The organism is Arthrobacter sp. 05N429, from assembly GCF_056397045.1.
The window spans coordinates 150,430-169,589 of the sequence record NZ_JBFTMQ010000001.1 but is presented as its reverse complement, the minus strand read 5'-3'; the positions used below and the strand labels follow the sequence as shown (position 1 = coordinate 169,589).

Here is a 19,160-nt window from a genome sequence, read left to right as displayed (position 1 = left end):
GACGCAGTTGGGGCCCCGTACCGCTGGACGACAGTCCGTACGGGGCCTCAACTGCGCAAAACGAATGTGAGAGCACCATGGCAATGACCGCACGTCAACGAGCCAGAGTCAGCCTGTACGTCCAGGCCGGAATCTTTGTGGTGGCCGTGATCGCCCTGATCCTGGCCACGGACTGGGAGACCATCAGCAACAGCGTCTTCAACTTCGCCAAGATTGGCCCGATGTTCCCGGACATCATCCTGGTGGGCCTCAAGAACACCCTGATCTACACGGCCCTTGGCTTCATCGTGGGCCTGTCCGGCGGCCTGCTGCTGGCCCTCATGAAGCTCTCCTCCTTCCCGCTTTACCGCTGGATGGCCACCGGCTACATCGAGTTCTTCCGCGGCATCCCGGCCCTGCTGGTCTTCATCGCGTTCGGCTACGGCGTGCCGCTGGCCTTCGGTGTTTCCTGGAACGTGGCCGTGGTGGTCATGGTCTCGCTCGGCATGGTGGCCGCGGCCTACATTGCCGAAACCCTCCGCGCCGGCCTGCAGGCCGTGCCGAAGGGCCAGATGGAGGCCGCACGGTCGCTCGGAATGCCGCAGTGGCGGGCGATGGTCTCCATCGTCATCCCGCAGGCGTTCCGGATCGTCCTGCCGCCGCTGACCAACGAGGTCATCCTGCTGACCAAGGACTCCTCGCTCATCTACGTGCTGGGCCTCACCGCCTCGCAGTACGAGCTCACGAAGTTCGGCCGCGACGGCATCTCCAGCCTCGGCGCAGGCCTGACCCCGCTCCTGGTCGCCGGCGCCTTCTACCTGGTGATCACCATCCCGCTGAGCCTCTTGGCCCGGAAGTTCGAAAGCCGCTCCGCGCGGACGAAGCGATAGGCAGGACAGTCATGAACGACGTCGTACACAACGCGAATGACCGCAGCGGGGCCGTCAAGGCCGCCGGCGTGTCCATCACGGACCTCCGCAAGTCCTATGGATCCAACGAAGTGCTCAAGGGCATCAGCCTCGAGGTGAAGCCCGGCGAGGTTGTCTGCCTGATCGGCCCGTCCGGTTCCGGCAAGTCCACCCTGCTCCGCTGCGTCAACCTGCTGGAGCAGCCGAACGAGGGCAGCGTCCACGTCGGCGGCTTCGAGGCAACCGATCTGGATGTGGACATCGACAAGATGCGCCGCAAGGTGGGCATGGTCTTCCAGCAGTTCAACCTCTTCCCGCACCTGAGCGCGCTGAAGAACTGCACCATCGCCCAGACCAAGGTGCTCAAGCGCAGCCAGGAGGACGCCGCGGCCGTGGCCATGAAGAACCTGGAGCGTGTGGGCCTCGGGCACCTCGCCGACCGTTTCCCTGACCAGCTCTCCGGCGGCCAGCAGCAGCGTGTGGCCATTGCCCGCGCACTGAGCATGGACCCCGAACTGATGCTGTTCGATGAGCCCACCTCGGCCCTGGACCCGGAGACCGTAGGCGATGTCCTGGCCGTCATGCGCAACCTGGCCAAGGAAGGCATGACCATGCTTGTGGTGACCCACGAGATGGGCTTCGCCCGCGAAGTGGCCGACCGCGTGGTGTTCATGGACGGCGGCGTTGTCGTGGAGGAAGGCGTGGCCGAGCAGGTCATCAGCGCCCCCACCCATGCCCGCACCAAGGAATTCCTCCGCCGTGTCCTCGACCCGACGCACATCGACATCGCGGAGTAATCCCTTTCCGCGCCGATTTCGGACAGCCGCTACGTGGATCCACGTGGCGGCTGTCCTTTTTCGTAGCGGATTCCCGATCCCTACTGCGCGGCGAGGACTCCGGCCACCGCCGCGCCCACGGCGGCCCTGATGCGCATGTGCAGTTCCCGCAGCCCGCGCCGGTCCGTCCGCACCTCGATGATGCTGCGGCCCTCCCACGGTTCCGCCAGCGCCCCGGCGAGCTCCGCCGTCGTGCTGACCGGGCGGTGCGCCACACCGTAGGCCGCCGCGAGGGCCGCAAGGTTCACGCTGTGCGGGGTGCCGAAGAGGCGTTCGACGGCGGTTCCGTAGCGGCCCGCGGCCTCGACAGCACCGTGCTCCAGCAGCCCGAAGATGGCCCCGCCGGCGTCGTTGAGGACCACCATCCGCAGGTTGGGCTCCTCTTCCCCTGCGCCGAGCAGCAGCCCGCCGGCGTCGTGCAGGAAGGTGACATCGCCCAGCAGCACGGTGGTTTCCTGCCGGCCGCCCAAGGCAATGCCTGTGGCCGTGGCCAGCGTCCCGTCGATGCCGGAGAGGCCCCGGTTGGCGAACACGACGGCGCCCGGCTCCGCGGCGGGCGCGCCGGCGAGGTCCACGTCGCGGATGCCGTTGGAGGAGCCGAGCACGAGCTGTCCGCGCGTTTGTTCCCAGACCAGGGCGCCGACGGCGGGCCCCGTGGCCGCCTCGGATCCGGCCAACGCCACGTCGACGGCGTGCTGCGCGGCGGCGCCCGCCAGGAGCCAGGCATCGAGCCACACCGTGGAGCCGCGGCCGGCGAAGTCGGCCAGGTCCGCCAGGTTGTCGAGCGGGAGCTCGGTGCGGCGGCCCGGCTCGTACCAGGCCACGGGCACTGGCTGGTAGAGGGCTGAGGGGACGTCGGCGCGGGCCAGCAGGGCGCTCACGGGCCGTGAGAGGGTGGGCCGGCCGAAGAGCACCACGCGCTCGATCGGCTGCGCGGAGTCGGGGCCGAACGCATCCAGGACAATCCGGTACGGTCCCACCGCATTCGGCCCGAACCGCGCGTTGGAGGACGGCTCGGCAAGCAGGGGCAGGCCGTGAGCCCGGGCGAAGGCTTCGGCGACCGGACCGGCGTCGTGCCCTGCCAGGACCACGGTGCGCCGTTCCGGCAGGCCGGACGAGGCGGGCGGGAAATCGAGGGCCAGCGGACCCCGGGGCGCGCGGTACACCCGGCGGCCGGACTCGGGCGGCAGCCGGTCGGCGGGCGCGGGAACGAGCGGGTCGCGGAAGGCCAGGTTGAGCTGCACCGGCCCGGGCGGGGTGTCCTCGAAGGCGCCGGTGGCGGCGCTCAGTGCGGTCTCGACCGCGCGCCGCGGGTCGCTGCCGGCGGGCACATCGGCCGCGAAGCGGACATGCTCACCGAAGAGATCCAGCTGCACCGTGGTCTGGTTGGCGCCCGTCCCGCGGAGTTCGACGGGACGGTCGGCCGAGATCACGACGAGCGGGACAGCGGCGTGGTTGGCCTCCATCACGGCCGGCAGGAGATTGCCGACGGCGGTCCCGGAGGTGGTGAGCACGGCCGCGGGCGCCCCCGTGGCCAGCGCCAGGCCCAGGGCCGTGAAGCCGGCGTCCCGCTCGTCGATCCGCACCAGCAGCTCGACCCGGCCTGCCGCGTCGGCCTCGGCCAGGGCGTAGGCCATCGGCGCCGAACGCGAACCGGGCGCCACCACCACGTAGCGCACCCCCTCGAGCAGCAGGGCGGCGACCGCGATCCGCGCGGCATCCAGCGCGCTCAGCTCCCCCGTGCCCGGGGCATCCCCGCCTTCGCCGCGCCCCGGGCTCACATGTTCTCCGGGGTCTCGATGCCGAGCAGGTCCAGGCCCTCGGACAGACGGCGCAGGACCAGGGCGCAGAGGGCCAGCCGCGACTCCCGGACCGAATCCTCGGATTTCAGCACGGGGCACTGGTCGTAGAAGGACGTGAAGAGCTGGGCGAGTTCGAACAGGTACGTGCTCAGCCGGTGCGGCTCCAGCGCCTCGCGGACCTTGTGCAGTGTGGCGCCGTACTCGAGGAGGTGCAGGGCCAGTGCGCGTTCGGCCGGTTCGACGACGGCGATCACCGTCGCCGGCGTGCCGCCGTCGCTGTCGGTCCCGGCAGTTTCGGTCCCCGCGCCTTCGGTCCCGGCGGTATGCTCCTCCAGCACGCCGGCCTTGCGGAGGATCGAACGGATCCTCGCGGCGGCGTACTGCACGTAGGGTCCGGTGTTGCCGCTCAGGGCCAGCATCCGGTCGAAGTCGAAGACGTATTCGGTGTCGTGCCCCACGGAGAGGTCGGCGTATTTCACGGCACCGATGCCCACCTGCCGGGCGGTCGCAGCGCGTTCTTCCTCGGTGAGTTCGGGCCGGTTGGCGTCGATGACGGCGCGGGCGCGGTCCACGGCTTCCTCCAGCAGGGCCATCAGTTTGACCGGGGCTCCGGAGCGTGACTTCAGGATCTTCCCGTCCTCACCCAGCACGTTGCCGATCTGCACGTGCACGGCCTCCACCGTGTCCGGCAGCCAGCCGGCGTCGCGGGCTGTGGCCATGACCATGCGCAGGTGCACATTCTGCGGGGCGCCCACCACATACAGGACGCGGTTGGCCTCGAGCTCGCGGACCCGGTACCGGATGGTGGCGAGGTCCGTGGTTCCGTAACCGTAGCCGCCGTCGGACTTGCGGATGATGAGTGGCATCGGCTGGCCGTCGCGGCCGGTGAAGCCGGCCGGGAAAGTGCACAGGGCGCCGTCGCTGATCCGGGCGATGCCGCGGTCCTCGAGTTCCTGGCACAGCTGTGCCAGATGGGCATCGTAGGAGCTTTCGCCGGCGATGTGGTCGTCGGTGAGGCTGATGCCCAGCATCGAATAGATGGCGTTGAAGTAGCGTTTGGACTGGGCCACGAGCCGCTGCCAGACGGCGAAGGTTTCCGCGTCGCCGCCCTGCAGCGCCACCACCCGGAGCCGCGCGCGTGTGGCGAACCCGTCCTCATCGGTGGCGGAGGCGTCGAACTTAGCACGGGCCGCCTGGTAGAACGCACTGGGGTCATCGACCAGCAGTGCCGCTTCCGGGGAGTCCTCGCCGATCTCCAGCCAGTGCTCGATCAGCATGCCGAACGGGGTGCCCCAGTCGCCGATGTGGTTCTGCCGGATGACGGTGTCCCCCAACGCCTCGAAAACCTTCACAAGGCTGTCACCCACTACCGTGGTGCGCAGGTGGCCGACGTGCATTTCCTTCGCGACGTTCGGGGAGGAATAGTCGACGACGACGCGCTGGGCGTCCGCCGCGGCCGGGGCGCCGGGAGACTCGGCGTTGAGCAGCTCTTCGATCCAGGTCCCGTCGAAGGTCAGGTTGATGAAGCCGGGTCCGGAGATTTCGACGGCGGTGCAGATCCCGTCCAGGTCGAGGGCATCGACAATCTTGGCGGCGGCGTCCCGCGGCGGCAGGCCCACCTTCTTGGCCAGCGCCATGGCGGCGTTGATCTGGATGTCCGCGAACTGCGACGGCCGGACCACGGGATCCGTCCCGCGGTACTCTTCGCCGAACGCGCTGGCAATTGCTGCCTGGACTCTGGGGACAACCATCTCGGCCGGATTATTCACACTGTTCAAATTATCAGTTCCGCCCCGCCCCGACGCTCCCTCACTTCCGGCGGACAAAAACCGGAACGCCCCCGCAGATCTGGCCGCCACAAAAGGAACGCTCCCCCACTTCCCGTCCGTCGAGCAGGAGGAAGTGAGGGAGCGTCAACCAACAACCCGCCGAAAGTGAGGGAGCGCCGGCCCCGATCCCGCCAGGCGTGCGGGAGTGTCGGGAAGCTAGGCGTCCTTGCGGAAGACCTGGACGACGGCGGGGCGCGGGGCGCGTGCCTGGCCCCGCGCCGGCGTCGTCCCGGCCGGAACGTAGTCCGGGAAGTAGGACAGCGGGGCCTCGAAGGTGCCGTCCTCGCCCGGGTGCTGCACGGAGACGAACACCGTGCGTTCCTGGTCGTGGATGATCGGCCCGCAGGTCTCGCCGTCGCGGGGGACGGCGAGGAACTGCTCCACGCGTCCCCGCTCGGCGCCGTCGAGGGTGACCTTGAACAGCCCGTCGGCCTTGCCGATGCCGGAGGGGGCGCCGTCAGTGGAGATCCAGAGGTTTCCCACCGAGTCGAACGCGAGGTTGTCCGGGCAGGAGATGGGCGAGACCTGGTCCGCCGGGAAGCCGGAGAAGTAGGTCACGTCTCCGGAAGCGGGATCGCCGCAGACCATCAGCAGGTTCCAGGTGAACTTCGTGGAGGTCTGGTCGCCGGTCTCGGTGATTTCCACGACGTGGCCGTCGCGGTTTTCGTTGCGGGGGTTGATTTCGGTGGCGCCTTCCTTGCCGGCCTTGCCGCGGTCCGAGTTGTTGGTGCAGGCGACGTAGACCTTCCCGGTGTGCAGGCTGGGCTCGACGTCCTCGCAGCGGTCCATCTTCGTGGGGCCCAGCTTGTTGCCCAGCGCATCGACCTTGCCCGCCTTGTCGGCAGCCACGCGGGTGTACACGAGCACTTCTTCGACGGACATCCCGGTCACCTTGGATTCCCCGCCGACCACGAGCGGCAGCCACTCGCCCGTGCCGTCGAAGCCGCCGTCGGCCGGCACTGCACCCGTCCCGGTGATCTCGGCAACCGGGGAGTTGCCCGTGAACCTGGCAACGTAAAGGTCGCCGGCGGAGAGCAGCGTCATGTTGTGCTTGCGGTCGCCCTCGCGGTACTTGCCGGCGGAGACGAACTTGTAGAGGTAGTCGAACCGCTCGTCGTCGCCGGAATAGGCCACCACGTGGCCGGATTCGGCCACGATCACGTTGGCGCCCTCGTGCTTGAAACGGCCCAGGGAGGAGTGCTTCTTCGGCGTCGACGTCGGATCGAACGGGTCGACCTCCACGATCCAGCCGAAGCGGTTGGCTTCGTTGGCGAAGCCGGGGTTGCGGGTGTCGAAGCGCGGGTCGTCGAGTTCCCACTGGCGGGCCGTGGGCTTGTTGGTGAGCCCGTAGCGCTTGTCTTCGGCGGACGTGCCGGGCGAGACGAAGTACCCGTTGAAGTTCTCCTCGCCGGAGAGGATGGTGCCCCAGGGGGTGGTGCCGCCGGCGCAGTTTCCCAGGGTCCCGAGAATGGTGCGGCCGGTCGGATCGGCCGCGGTGCGGACCAGCGGCGAGCCCGCCACCGGGCCGGTGAGCTCGTAGGCCGTGGTGTTCAGATAGCGCCGGTTGAGCTTTGCGCCCTTGACGTAGCTCCAGGGCTTGTTCTTGTTTTTGCGCTCCAGCTCAACGACGGAGAGCCCGTGGGCCGCGGCGCCGATCGCCCGGACGTCAGCGGCGGCCAGCGATGCCGGGAACATGATGGTCTCGTTCGTGTATTCGTGGTTGGCGAACAGCACGGCACGGCGGCCCTTGCTGCCGGGGAGTTCGAGGATGTCCGTGTAGTCGTTGTTGTAGCCGAACTGCCGCGCCTGGGCTGCCGCGCTCTGGTTGTTGAGGTCGAAGTCCGGGGCATCGTCAAAGATCGGATCACCCCAGCGGATCAATGGCTGCCAGGCGAAGCCTTCCGGAACCGTGAAAGCGTCGACGGCGGCGTCCACGGGCGCAATGGCGTCGAACCGGAGCTTGGACGGGCCATAGCCGTTCTTGGCTGCCGCGGAAAGGCCCGTTCCGCCGTCGGCCACCGCCGTCCCGGGCGAGGTGAGGACTCCCCTGAACGCAACGGCGAGCGCGCCGGCGGCACCGAAGCCCAGGGCCGTCCGGCGGGACATCGTGGCCGAGGCGATGTCGCGGAAGTAGCTGTTCGAGCTGGTGTTGCAGACCTCGCCCGAGCAGGCGTTGTCGCACTTCAGCGCGCAGGTGACGGGGCTGCGTTTGCCTTTGGTGTGGCCGAGCATGGGCAGCAGGGAAAATTTGCGTCCGGAGGAGACAGACATGGAGAGACCTTCCACGGGGTGGTTGCGGGCCTCCCCACCGTTCCAGCCCCGGAATACGCGGAGGGGTCCCCCGAGTGAAGTCGCGGTGAACTCCCCGTCAGCTCCGCGTTTGTTCCGGCGCGCTGGCGGCGGCAAGCAGCCGCTGGCCGATTCCTTCAAGGAAGCCGGCGACGTCGGAAATGCTGCCTTCGGGCGCCCCCTGGAGGACGGCCGCGGCAGCTTCGGCGAAGTGCTCCGTGGCCCACTGCATCGCATGGGTCCCTGCCGGACTCAGGTGCAAGAGCACGCTGCGCCGGTCGGTGGGGTTGGGCTTGCGGATCATAAAGCCCTTGGACTCGAGGCGGTCCACCATGGCGGTGACGGATCCGGTGGTGATGTTAAGCAGATTGCCGAGGGCCTTCGGCGTCATACCGTCCACTTCCCCCACAAAAGCCATCGCATTGATGTCGATCGTGCCGATGCCCAGTTTCTCGGCCAGCCGGATCCTGAGGGCGTACGTCCCCACGTCGACGCGTCGCAGGCCCTGGGTGATGCGCAGCAGTGCGCCCTTTTCCCCCGTTGACGCCCCCGCCTGGTCAGCCATGTCCAGCTCCTTGTTCCTTGCCCAGCCCACTGCGGGCAATCCATCATAGGCGCCACGCCGCCAGCCGCGCTATGAATCAGATTTCAATCCATTTCGGATCTACTTCATTCTCAAGCTAAATACTTGAAAATCCCTAAAAACAGGGGTTCAGACGCAGACAAACTAGAATGAAAATCCTTTAGCTTGATTATCAAGTCAATTGAGTATAGTTTCAATCCTGCAGACTCCGCTCAGGGAGGCTGTGCTAGGTCTCATTCGGGGCGGGGGCCCCACTTCATCACCAGGAGCACCTCATGGCACAATTTTCAGCGCGCACGGCCACTTGGGCCAAATGGGCAGTCGTTCCCGCAGCACTCCTGGTGAGCGGTGTCGCCGTTTCCCAGGCCTCCTACTCCGCGTTCAGCGCCACCACCCAGAGCTCCGCCAACAACTGGGCCGCAGGTACAGTCAAGCTCGACAGCGGCGCAAACAAAGCCGCCAGCGGCGCAAGCGCCGGGACTGCAATGTTCACCGCGGCGAACCTGAAGCCCGGATCCACCGGTGCCAAGTGCATCACCGTCACCTCCAGCGGTTCGCTGGCATCCACTGTGAAGCTCTACGCAACCGATGCGAAGACCACCAAACAGCTCAGTTCCAGCATCGATCTGGTCATCACCGAGGGCACGGGCGGCGACAGCTCCTGCACGGGGTTCACGCCCGCAGGAGTGATCTTCACTGACACCCTCGCCAAGCTGGGCTCGAAGAAGTCCTTCGCCGCCGGCGTCGGAGCCTGGACCCCGAGTGGCACTGGCCCGGAGACTCGCACCTACAAAATTGTCTACACGCTGAACAACGCGGCACCGAACAGCACTCAGGATGGCACCGCGTCCATGGGCTTCACCTGGGAAGCACAGAACAGCTAAGCCGATGCCCGGACCGAGCCGACAGCCCGCGACGTCCGGGCACCATGCTGCCCGCGCGTCCCGTGGCAACTTCGGCGGGACCCCGGGCAGCACCAGCAACAGCAACAGCACCTCCGGGGAGCTTCACGACGGCGGCGCGCAGATCGCCAGCATTGGCCTCGTGCGGCTCGGAGTGTCCCTGGCGGCCCGGGCCGTCCTGTTCGCCGTTCTCGGAATGCTGGCGTGGGCCATGCTCCCCTTCGCCTTGGGATGGTCGCCCACAACGGTAATGACCGGATCCATGGAACCACGCATCTCTGCCGGCGACGTAGTGATCAGCCGGCCGGTCCCCACCGGAACGGCCGCCCTGGGCCACGTCCTGCTGGTTGATGACCCGGACCAGGCCGGCAAGCTGCGCCTGCACCGCTATGTAGAGGACGCCCCCGACGGCGGTCTTATCCTGCGCGGCGATGCGAACCAGTCCAACGATTCATCCCCCGTCACGCCCGAGGCCGTTCACGGTGTTGCTGTGCTGCGGGTGCCCTTCGTGGGCCTCCCCGTTGTTTGGATGGCCGAAAAGAACTGGGGCAATCTCGCTGCGGTGTTCGTCGCGGTCTCAGCCCTGACCCTGGCAGCGGCCTCCGGTTCCAGCGCAACTCCCCGCAGCGGCCAGGAGCCCGCCAGAGCCGGAGGGCCACGCGGCCGGCAGCACCTGCCCCAGACCCGAACCGCCCGCCAGACCGCCCGTACTGCACACGCCACCGCCCGCCCCGCCACCCGCCGGCAGCTCCGTCGTGCCGCACGCAGGACCCGGGCCATCCGCGCCGTGGTGAGCTTGGCCGCGTTGCCGGTCCTCATTGCCCCTGAGCTGCTGATGGCCGCCCCGGCGCACGCAGCCTTCTCAGCCGCCGCACCCACTCAGAACAGCAGCTTTGCGGCGCTGAGCAGCTATCCGTGCCTGTCCCCAACCGTGCAGGACAACCCGTCCTTTTTCTACTCGTTCAACGAGGGCGCCGGGCCCGTCGCAGCAGATGCCTCGGCGTTCGGGCGGAACGGAACGCTGCTCGGAGACGCCGCACGCGTCCCCGGATCCTGCGCCCCCGGCGACAGTCCAGCTCTAAACCTCGGCGGCGCGGACAGCTCCGTCAGCACCCCGCACCTCGTCAGCGCTCCCGACACGTTCAGCGTGGCCATCTGGTTCAGGACAATGCCGGGCACCACCCCTGGCGGACGGCTGCTGGGATTCGGGAATGCACAGGCCGGGGCCTCCACGCGCTCGGACCGGCACCTCTATGTGACGGACAAGGGCGGAATCGGTTTCGGCGCCGCTACCCGCAACGGCAACAGCGAACAGTTCAAGGCCGCCGGCATCACGAGCCCGTCCCCTTACAACGACGGCAAGTGGCACCTCGCCACAGCTACCATGACCGGGGCCGGGACGGTCCTGTACGTGGACGGCGTGCCGGTTGCTGCCGACAAGGGCCTCGTTGCGGAACGGGCCTACGACGGTTACTGGCGCATCGGCTTTGACAGCATGGACTTCGACAAAAACAGGGACTGGCCCCAGGCGCCCGCGAGCCCGCTCTTCACCGGCAGTGTTGATAACGCCGCTGTCTACCCGGTTGCCCTCACCCCGGCCCAGGTGCAGGCCCACTTCGCAGCCGGCCGCTGACGCCGCAAACCGCGCCCCACACACCCGATTCTGCCGAGGCGAAATATGCGGGAATGCTACGGGCGGGCGGCCAGCACCGCATGGACGCGGCGCAGTCGGTCCAGCCACCAGTCCCGGCGTTCCGGGGACGCGGCGTAGCGGGACAGCAGCCCGGGATCGACGGCGACGTGGCGCAGGCGGATGGCGCCGTCGTCGGGGACCAGGGAATCCCGGGTCACGTCCGCGCCGAGCAGGGACACGGTCCCCAGCCCGCAGGCGTACGGAAGTTCGGGCAGGGCCGCGGCGAGCGCCAGCCCGGCGCCGATCCCCACGGACGTGTCCAGAGCCGAGCTGACGACGGCGGGGAGCCCGGCCTGCGCCACGATGTCGAGGGCGCGCCGCACTCCCCCCAGAGGGGCCACCTTCACGACGATCAGGTCCGCCGCACCGGCGCGGGCCACCTTGAGCGGGTCGTCCTCCTTGCGCACGCTCTCGTCCGCGGCGATCAGCACCGGGATCCCGGCGGCGCGCAGCCGGCGGCGGACCTCGGCGAGGCCGGCGATGTCCGGGACCGGCTGCTCGGCGTATTCCAGCCCGACGCCGGCCAGCCGCGTCAGTGCCGCGACGGCGGCCGGCACGTCCCAGCCCCCGTTCGCGTCGACGCGGATCGCGGCGTCGGGGAGCGCTTCGCGGACCGCGGCAACCCGCGCCGCGTCGTCCTCAAGCGACTGACCCGGCTCGGCGACTTTGATCTTGACGGCGTCGACCCGCCCGAAGCGGGCCAGGATTTCCGGCACCCGGCCCGCAGCGACTGCGGGGACCGTGGCATTGACGGGAATCACCGTACGCAGTGGGGCCGGGAAGCCCTGCCACCCGGCTTCGACGGCTGCGGCGAGCCAGCGGGCGGCTTCGACATCGCCGTACTCGGGGAAGGGGCAGAACTCGCCCCAGCCCTGCGGTCCGGGGAGGAGCAGTGCTTCGCGTTCGGTGATGCCCCGGAACTTCACCCGCATCGGCAGGCTCACCACCCGGGCAACGTCGAGGAGCTCCTCCAGTCCGGGGAGCTGCCCTGCCAGTGCCGGGGCAGGGTTGTGCGGAACGTCCGGCGACGGCGGGACCGAGTGGGCGGGCATGGCTTCACTGTACCGGTGGCCCGGCGCGGGGAGGCCGGGGCGCCACCGGGCGCTAGGGACGCGACGGGTGCCGGAGTTCCCAGACGTCCGCCGCGGCGCCGTGCGGCAGTTCCAGCTGCCATTCCTCACCCGGGCCGGGGTAGGCACGCAGGGTGGTGGGCACCGAGCCGTGGCGGTAGACCTCCACCAGCGAGGCATCAACGAAGATCCTGAGTTCGTCGCCGCCGGCGACCGTGTCCGCGAGAATGGTCCGCCGCTGCCCTGCCGACGCGAGGACCAGCCGGATTGCACCCTCTCCCCCGACCACCCGGACCTCCGTCCCGGCCGGCAGCCTCAGGGTGCCCGCGGCACCGCGGTGGAGGCGTGCGCCACGGTATGCACGGAGCTCGGCCGCGGGTTCGACGGCGAGGACGCCGCCGTGGACGGAGAGCTGGCGGGGGAAAGTCAGGACCCCGGCCCAGCCGGCGTCGTCGATTTCTTCCTGGCTGCGCCCGGGACGGCCCTCACGGCCTTCCGCCTCTCCGGACCACCCCCACAGCAGCGCCCGGTCCGGCAGGGCGAGAATCTGCGGGGCGTAGAACTCCCGGCCCAGGTCGGCCCTCCCGCCCGACGCCGGACGGAACACCGGCAGCCCGGCGGCGTCCGGGGCGAGCGAGCCGAGGAGGTAGCCGACGCCGTTGGGGTGGTCGTGGTGGTCGGTCCCGAGCCACAGCGAGGCCATCAGGAGCCAGGTGTCCGCCCCGGACGAATCCGGGACCCGGACCAGCTGCGGGCACTCCCAGATCTCCGCGGGCAGGTGCCTGGCAGCGAGCGGGTCCTCGGTGCTGACCCAGATCCCCTCGTACCTCCAGTCGCGGAGGTCGTCGACGGTGTACAGCAACACGGCCGCGTGGCCGGAGGCCAGCCCGGCACCCTGGAGCGCGAAGCGGCGGCCCTGGAAGCTGAAGAGAAAGGGGTCGCGGACGGCGGTGACCTGCGGGTCCGGGGGTATCTCCGCGGCAATGTGCCCATCCTGGGTCCAGGTACGCAGGCCCTTGTCCGCCCGGGCCAGGACCACGCGGGAATGGCCCCCCACTGCGTCGACCCCGGAATACGCCGCCGTGGGGACGCCGCCGTCGTCGGTCACGACGCCCGACCAGCAGCCGAGCGCGTCCGGTCCACCGGGCTGGGGACGGAGCGCTACCGGTTCCTCGTCCCAGTGGACCAGGTCCGGGGAACTCAGGTGTCCCCAGCAAATGCCCTGGTGCCGCGCCGAATCCGGGTTGTACTGGAAGAACACGTGAAAGCGGCCGTCCGCGTAGCCCAGGCCATTGGGATCGTTGATCCAGCCCCGCGCGGGCCTCGGATGGAACTGGGGAAAGGCCGGGTCCGGATGCTGCGCCGCGGTGTCCATGGCCAAAACACTACCCGCGCCGCACGGCGGGCACCCTCAGAAAATTCGCAGAGTTCTGTGGGAACCTGATACGGATGAGTTTTCGGCAGGATCACACCAGCAGGCACACGGCTTCGGACTACCCGCCGCCGCCGTCCAAGCCTGCCCCGAACGGCCCCGCCGCGAACCACGCGGCCGGCAATCCCGGACGGGGAGCCGGATTCCTGTTCTTTCTGGCCACCCTCGGCAGCATGGCCGCGCTCGCCGCGACCTACTATTTCTTCGTCCGCACCACCACCGGCCAGTTCATCGACGAATCAGCCCTCGTGGAGGCGGTGGAAATCCACGGCACCGCCGGCAAGGCCGCGAACGAGCTCCTCGACTGGCTGCCCGCGCTGTCCCTGCTGATCGCCACGGTGGTGGTTCTCTTCGTGACCGTGATGCGGCGGCGTTGGGCGGCCGCCGGGATTGCAGTGGCGGCCTGCGTGGGCGCCAACGTGGCCACCCAAATCCTGAAGGACATCGTTCCCGTCCGGCCCTACCGCGGGGTCGAAACCCTGGAACTGAACTCACTGCCTTCCGGGCACACCACCCTGGCCGCGTCCGCAGCGGCCGCGGTGTTCCTGATGGTCTCCCCGCGATGGCGGCCCCTCGTTGGTTTCCTGGGCGGCAGCTTCGCCGTCGCCACCGGGGTGTCCACGCTGATCAACCAGTGGCACCGACCCGCCGACGTCGTCGCGGCCTTCCTGGTGGTGGCGGTTTTCATGCTCCCGGCGGGCTGGGTGATCATTCGCAAGGGGCCGGGCTGGAACGTCTGGGACGGCTACGGACATCATTGGGCATCGTCGCGGCTGTGGCTGGCGCTTCCTGCCATGGCGGGTCTCGTCGCGGCCGCGGTTGCCGCCTTTTCCCTGCTGAGCGTCGCCGCAGGAACCGGTCTGGAGAACAACACCACGCACTACTTCTGGGCCGGAACCGCGCTGATCGTTATCGCGGGCTACCTCGCCACGGTCACCGGCGTGTGGCTGTTCGGGCATGCGGCACGACAGCGGCCCGCGCCCCGCCGCTGACCGGCCGTTTACATCGGGCCCTCCGGGGGCCAGAATGAGTCCCGCATAGCCACTGGCTCAGCAGCGCACTGGCCCACTCGTCCACTGCCAAGCTTCCACGTCGCGAGGGACTTTCATGAGCACTGATTCTCCGGTTCCACAGAACGTTTCACCGGGCGTTTCACGGCGCGCCGCCACCCTCGCCTCCGTCCCGTCGCAACAGCGGATCAACACCTTCCTCCGGGACTCCGTCTACGCCCGGCGCCAGCACGAACCGGGGATCTGTGACTTCGCCCTCGGCAACCCGCACGAGATGCCGCAAGCCGCCTATGTCGAGGCCTTGGCGGACTCGCTGACGCCACGGAACGAGCGGTGGTTTGCCTACAAGACCAACGAGCCGGAGGCGCAGGCCGCGGCGGCGGCGTCCCTGCAGCGCCTGCTCGGGATGCCCTTCGAACCGGCGGACATCCACCTCACCACGGGCGGCTTCACCGCGATTCCGCTGGCGCTCAAGGCCGTCGCCGACCCCGGTGACGAGGTCATCTTCACCCTGCCGCCCTGGTTCTTCTACGAACCCCTCACAATCGAGGCCGGGCTGGTGCCGGTCAAGATCCGCTGCGACCCCGAGACGTTCGACGTCGACCTGGCGGCGCTGGGGGCCGCCATCACGCCGCGCACCCGCGTGGTGATCGTGAACACGCCCAACAACCCGACCGGCCGGATCTACCCGCCCTCGCTCCTGCAGGACTTGGCGGACATGCTGGAAGGGGCCTCGCGCAGCAACGGGCGGCGGGTCTACCTGCTCTCCGATGAGCCCTACAACCGGATTGTCTACGACGGCGCCCGGTTCCACAGTCCCGCCGAATACTATCCGTACACGCTGCTGGCCTACTCCTATGGCAAGACGCATCTGGCGCCCGGGCAGCGCATCGGCTACCTGGCGCTGCCGCCCACCATGCCGGACCGCGGCCCGCTGCGTGAGGCGTTGACTGCCCTGCAGATGGCGATGGGCTGGATCTACCCCAACGCCCTGCTGCAGTATGCGCTCCCGCGGCTGGAAGAGTTCTCGATCGACGTCGGGCAGCTGCAGCGCAAACGCGATCTGATGGTGGCGGCGCTGACCGCTGCGGGGTATCAGGTATCGCGGCCGGAGGGTGCGTTTTACCTCTTCGTCCGCACTCCCGCCGACGACGACGAGCAGTTCACCGCCGCTCTCGCGGACCAGGACGTTTTTGTGCTGCCGGGAACCCTTTTCGAGACGCCGGGCTATTTCCGGATCTCGCTCACGGCCTCCGAGGACATGATCCAGCGGGCTCTGCCGGTGTTTGCGGCTGCAATCCAGCACTTGCGAGGCACGGCCCTTCAGTAATTGCGCCGGTGCTTCAGCTTGGGGATCGTGACGGCGAAGACCGCGGCAGCCGCGAAGCCCAGCACTCCGGTGGCGGCCACTCCGGCGCCGAGCGAGACGACGGCGGTCACGCCTGAGAGCAGCACCGGTCCGCCGGTGGCTCCGGCGTCGGCCATGAACCGCCAGATGCCCAGAAACTGGCCGCGGCCGTTGTCGGGCGAGAAGTCGGCGCCCAGCGTCATGTTCAGCCCCGAGCTGATCCCGTTGCCAAAGCCGATCAGAAGCGCCGCGAGCAGCAGACCCGTGAAGCCGGCGCTGAGCGGGATCAGCAGCATGGCCGTACCCATGATGAGGGTGGACGGGATTGCCACCCATTGCCGGCCCTTGCGGTCCATCAACTTGCCGGCCGGATAGAAGACCAGCATGTCGATGGCGCCGGACAATCCGTAGATCAGCGATGCCTGGGTCGCGTCCATCCCGAGGTGCTCGGCCCAGAGCGGGATCACCACCTGCCGGGACGCCCGCAGCGCACTGAGCAGCAGCACGCCCATGCCCACGGTCAGGAAGACCCCGGCGTGGGAGACGGCGACGCTGCGCAGCGTCGCCTGCTGGACGGCAACGCCGTCGTCCGCCGCGGGCTTGGCCACGAGGTCCGGGATGGTGACCGACAGGACAGCAGCCGCGGCCATGGCGACGACGCCCACCCAGTAGGCGCCCGTGATGCCGGAGAACTGCATCACCGCGGCGCCGATGAAGGGGCCGATGAAGATGCCGATCCGGTTGACGCCGCCGAGCGTGGACAGGGCCCGGGCCCTGATGATCACCGGCACGGCCTCGGTCAGGTACTTCTGCCGGGCCAGGCTGAAGACGCTCGCTGCCATGCCGACAACCACCATGGCCGCGGCCAGCAGCCAGATCCCCTCGGGCAGCAGCGGGGACAGTGCGGCGGCGGCCAGGGCGAGGGTGCTCGCGGCGGCTGCACCGACCATGGCCCAGCGTTCGCCGAACTTCAGCGTGATGAGTGAGGCGGGCAGGTTGAAGAACCACGAGCCGAGCCCGATCAGGGTGACGATCAGTGCGGCGACGGCCACCGAGGCGCCGAGGTCACGTGCTGACAGTGCCACCACGGGCAGGATGGCGCCCTCGCCGATGCTGAACAGCAGTGCCGGGCCGAAGGCGGGGACGGCGATGCTGCGGAGACTGAAGGGGGCGTGGCTGGTGGTGGTCATCCCCTTCATCCTAGGGCCGGCGCAGTGCCGGAGCCGTCAGGCGTCGAAGTGCGTGCGGACTTCCCCCACGGTGAGGTTGCGGAGCACCTCGGCCGCGACGTCGCGGAGCTTCTGGTTCCGGTTGCTGGAAACCCGGGTGAGAATACCCATGGCTTCCTCCTGGGAGCAGCGGTTCTGGGCCATCACGACGCCGCAGGCCAGATCGATCGCGGTGCGGTGTTCCATGGCGGCCTGGAGATCCTCGGCGCGGGACTGCGCGGTGCCGATCCGGACGGCCAGGCGCAGGGAACGGCCTGCGAGGTCGGCAAAGCCGGAAGCGTTGGCAATGATGTCCTCGGTGAACAGCCCGGTGTCGGAGCCGAAGAAGTTCAGGGCGGCGACGGCGTCCTCGCCGATTTCCAGCGGCACGCCGAGGGTGCTGCGGACGCCATGCGCGGCGAGCTGCACCTGGTAGTCCGGCCAGCGCGGATCGGTATCGACGTCGGCGAGCAGGACGACGGACCGTGTCCGCAAGGCTTCGATGCACGGGCCGTCACCGAGGCTCTGCTCGATGCGGTCCAGGATGATGGCCCGGGGGCTGCTCCCCGCCACGGTCATGGTCTTTTTCCGGCGCTGCAGGGTGACGCCGCATTCGATCTCGGCGCCGGCGGCGTGGCTGAGTGTGGCCGCGGAGAACTCGGCGAGTTGGCCGAGGAAGTCCTCGACGTTCTCCGTTCCCATCAGGAGGTCCTGCAGTTGCAGTGCAGCGTCGTCCCCGGCGTTGTTGGTCATTCCTAAAATGTAGGTCGGACCCCGGCCGGGCACAACTTCCGCCTGCGGCGCCACGGGCCCACGCGCCTAGACGTAGCCGTCGACGATCGCGGCGGCGATCTCGCGGTAGGCGCGCCGGGTTTCCGGGCGGAGCACGTCGAGGGTGACCAGGTCGCCGTCGGCCACGCCGCGGTCGTGCGGCACGGCGATCAGCTGGCGGCAGATGCCGGACAGGTGGTCCTCGATCGCGTCCTTGTCCACGCGTGAGGACACCTCGTCCTTGTCCGTGATGACCACGATGGCGTTCCGGGCGAGTTCCTCGTAGCCATGGCCAGCCAGCCAGTGCAAGGTGCTGCGGGCGCGCTTGGCGCCGCTGACCGCGTAGCCCGCCGCGATGATCAGGTTGTCCGCGGACTGCAGGATGCCTTTCATGGCGTTGTGCGTGACGCCGGTGCCGCAGTCGGTCAGCGCCACCGAATAGTAGGCGGAGATGAGCTTTCGGATCCGCAGGTACTCCTCTGCGGTCAGGGAGTCGGAGACCTCGGGATCCTGTTCCCCGGCGATCAGGTGCAGCCGCCCGGCGTGGTGCATGTACCGGGCCAGGGCGGTGAGGGAATCGATCGACTCGATGTTCTTCAGCAGGTCGGTGATGGTGCGGGGTGTCTGCTGCTGGTAGATGCCCTCGCCGAGGGCACGCTCGACGAGGTCGCCGGAGTCCGGGTTCGCGTCGATGGCGCACGGCGGGTCACCGCGGAACTCGGCGAGGGTCAGCCCGACGCCGACCGTCGTGGAGGTCTTGCCGATCCCGCCTTTGAGGCTCAGGACGGCGGTGTTGTAGCTGCCCTGGAGCTGGCGGGAGATGCGCCGTGCCAGTTCGTCCTCTTCGCGCTGACGGGCGCTCGGGCCCAGGTTCAGTCCGCCGCCGGTCAGGGAATAGAGGGCGCCGCGGAGGCCCCCGACCGGCCGGGGCTTCTGCTCGCGGACAAAGAGGCCAGGAGAGCTGATGAAATCGGGAGCCGGGGAGGTCAGCGCCGCGGCCCGGCTGGCGGAGCGTGTGGCCCGGGCCGGAGGCGCGGGCACGGCGGGGGCGCTTTCAGGCGCCGCCGGCACGGAGGAACGGCGGGACAGGGGCGCGGCCGCTTCGAAGGCGGGCGACTCGGCCTCAAAGTCCTCGAACGCCTCTTCGTCGAAGGCCTGCTCGTCGAAGTCAGTTGCCGGGCCGAAGCCTTGGGCTGCGGAGGCGGGCGGAGCCGCAGGCGGCACCGGCGTGGCGGGGACCTGCCGGATTACGGGAACGGCACCCGTGGCGGCGTTTCGTTCGTCGGCCGCTTCGGCAGCTTCCGCCCAGGAGTTGCGGCGCAGGGGACGCGCCGCCGGGTTGTCGACGGCGTCGGAGGTTGTGATCGGCATGGTTCCTGTCCGGGCGTCGGAGTCCTCGCCGCGGCGGCGGTCACGCCGGCGCCGGAGTTCGGGTTGTTCTGCCTCAGCGGCAGCGTTAGCTGTGTTGTTGTCCACCGGATCGGGCATATTGGTCCCCCC

Annotated in this window: 15 protein-coding genes; 6 read left to right on the top strand and 9 right to left on the bottom strand. The window is 69.0% G+C overall.

Going from position 1 to position 19,160, the window contains the following annotated elements; all coding sequences use genetic code 11:
- Positions 1 to 77: 77 nt before the first annotated feature.
- Both AC1DF4_RS00830 and AC1DF4_RS00825 read left to right on the top strand, forming a co-directional pair.
- A complete protein-coding gene (locus AC1DF4_RS00830) occupies positions 78 to 869 on the top strand; it encodes an amino acid ABC transporter permease (protein WP_476911123.1) in 792 nt (263 codons plus the stop codon).
- Between the two features lie 11 nt (positions 870 to 880).
- Complete coding sequence (locus tag AC1DF4_RS00825; RefSeq protein WP_476911122.1) at positions 881 to 1,684, top strand: amino acid ABC transporter ATP-binding protein; 804 nt, start codon at positions 881 to 883, stop codon at positions 1,682 to 1,684.
- 80 nt (positions 1,685 to 1,764) lie between these two features.
- On the opposite strand, the gene menD is transcribed toward AC1DF4_RS00825, so the two are convergent.
- From menD to AC1DF4_RS00805, 4 genes are all read right to left on the bottom strand, one after another.
- Positions 1,765 to 3,504, bottom strand: a complete 1,740-nt coding sequence (menD, locus tag AC1DF4_RS00820; protein ID WP_476911121.1) for a 2-succinyl-5-enolpyruvyl-6-hydroxy-3-cyclohexene-1-carboxylic-acid synthase — start codon at positions 3,502 to 3,504, stop codon at positions 1,765 to 1,767.
- Positions 3,501 to 5,276 carry an arginine--tRNA ligase gene (argS, locus tag AC1DF4_RS00815; protein WP_476911120.1) on the bottom strand — a complete coding sequence of 592 codons (1,776 nt, stop codon included), beginning with the start codon at positions 5,274 to 5,276 and terminating at the stop codon, positions 3,501 to 3,503. The genes menD and argS overlap by 4 nt, the downstream gene beginning before the upstream one ends.
- A 234-nt stretch (positions 5,277 to 5,510) precedes the next feature.
- Entirely contained in the window at positions 5,511 to 7,625 is a 2,115-nt protein-coding gene (locus AC1DF4_RS00810; protein WP_476911119.1) for a PhoX family protein, read from the bottom strand.
- 97 nt (positions 7,626 to 7,722) lie between these two features.
- A complete protein-coding gene (locus AC1DF4_RS00805) occupies positions 7,723 to 8,208 on the bottom strand; it encodes a MarR family winged helix-turn-helix transcriptional regulator (RefSeq protein WP_476911118.1) in 486 nt (161 codons plus the stop codon).
- A gap of 293 nt (positions 8,209 to 8,501) precedes the next feature.
- Between AC1DF4_RS00805 and AC1DF4_RS00800 the strand changes: the two genes are divergently transcribed.
- On the top strand, positions 8,502 to 9,110 hold the full coding sequence (locus AC1DF4_RS00800; protein WP_476911117.1) for a hypothetical protein: 609 nt from the start codon (positions 8,502 to 8,504) through the stop codon (positions 9,108 to 9,110).
- 853 nt (positions 9,111 to 9,963) lie between these two features.
- Positions 9,964 to 10,761: a LamG domain-containing protein gene (locus AC1DF4_RS00795; RefSeq protein ID WP_476911612.1), complete on the top strand. Its 798-nt coding sequence runs from the start codon at positions 9,964 to 9,966 to the stop codon at positions 10,759 to 10,761.
- 56 nt (positions 10,762 to 10,817) lie between these two features.
- Here AC1DF4_RS00795 and AC1DF4_RS00790 read toward each other — a convergent pair whose 3' ends face one another.
- Positions 10,818 to 11,753, bottom strand: coding sequence for an o-succinylbenzoate synthase (locus AC1DF4_RS00790; RefSeq protein ID WP_476911611.1), 936 nt, complete (start codon positions 11,751 to 11,753; stop codon positions 10,818 to 10,820).
- A 172-nt stretch (positions 11,754 to 11,925) separates the two neighbouring features.
- Positions 11,926 to 13,266 (bottom strand): glycoside hydrolase family 32 protein, encoded by a 1,341-nt coding sequence (locus tag AC1DF4_RS00785; RefSeq protein WP_476911116.1) that lies wholly within the window; start codon positions 13,264 to 13,266, stop codon positions 11,926 to 11,928.
- Between the two features lie 74 nt (positions 13,267 to 13,340).
- On the opposite strand from AC1DF4_RS00785, the gene AC1DF4_RS00780 reads away from it, so the two are divergent.
- Positions 13,341 to 14,315: a phosphatase PAP2 family protein gene (locus AC1DF4_RS00780; RefSeq protein WP_476911115.1), complete on the top strand. Its 975-nt coding sequence runs from the start codon at positions 13,341 to 13,343 to the stop codon at positions 14,313 to 14,315.
- Positions 14,316 to 14,430: 115 nt separating this feature from the next.
- On the top strand, positions 14,431 to 15,663 hold the full coding sequence (locus tag AC1DF4_RS00775) for an aminotransferase class I/II-fold pyridoxal phosphate-dependent enzyme (protein ID WP_476911114.1): 1,233 nt from the start codon (positions 14,431 to 14,433) through the stop codon (positions 15,661 to 15,663).
- On the opposite strand, the gene AC1DF4_RS00770 is transcribed toward AC1DF4_RS00775, so the two are convergent.
- The 3 genes from AC1DF4_RS00770 to AC1DF4_RS00760 form a co-directional block, all read right to left on the bottom strand.
- A complete protein-coding gene (locus AC1DF4_RS00770; RefSeq protein ID WP_476911113.1) occupies positions 15,657 to 16,871 on the bottom strand; it encodes an MFS transporter in 1,215 nt (404 codons plus the stop codon). The genes AC1DF4_RS00775 and AC1DF4_RS00770 overlap by 7 nt on opposite strands.
- 36 nt (positions 16,872 to 16,907) lie before the next feature.
- Positions 16,908 to 17,642 carry a GAF and ANTAR domain-containing protein gene (locus AC1DF4_RS00765; RefSeq protein ID WP_476911112.1) on the bottom strand — a complete coding sequence of 245 codons (735 nt, stop codon included), beginning with the start codon at positions 17,640 to 17,642 and terminating at the stop codon, positions 16,908 to 16,910.
- A 66-nt stretch (positions 17,643 to 17,708) separates the two neighbouring features.
- Positions 17,709 to 19,148: a MinD/ParA family ATP-binding protein gene (locus AC1DF4_RS00760; protein WP_476911111.1), complete on the bottom strand. Its 1,440-nt coding sequence runs from the start codon at positions 19,146 to 19,148 to the stop codon at positions 17,709 to 17,711.
- Positions 19,149 to 19,160 lie beyond the last annotated feature (12 nt).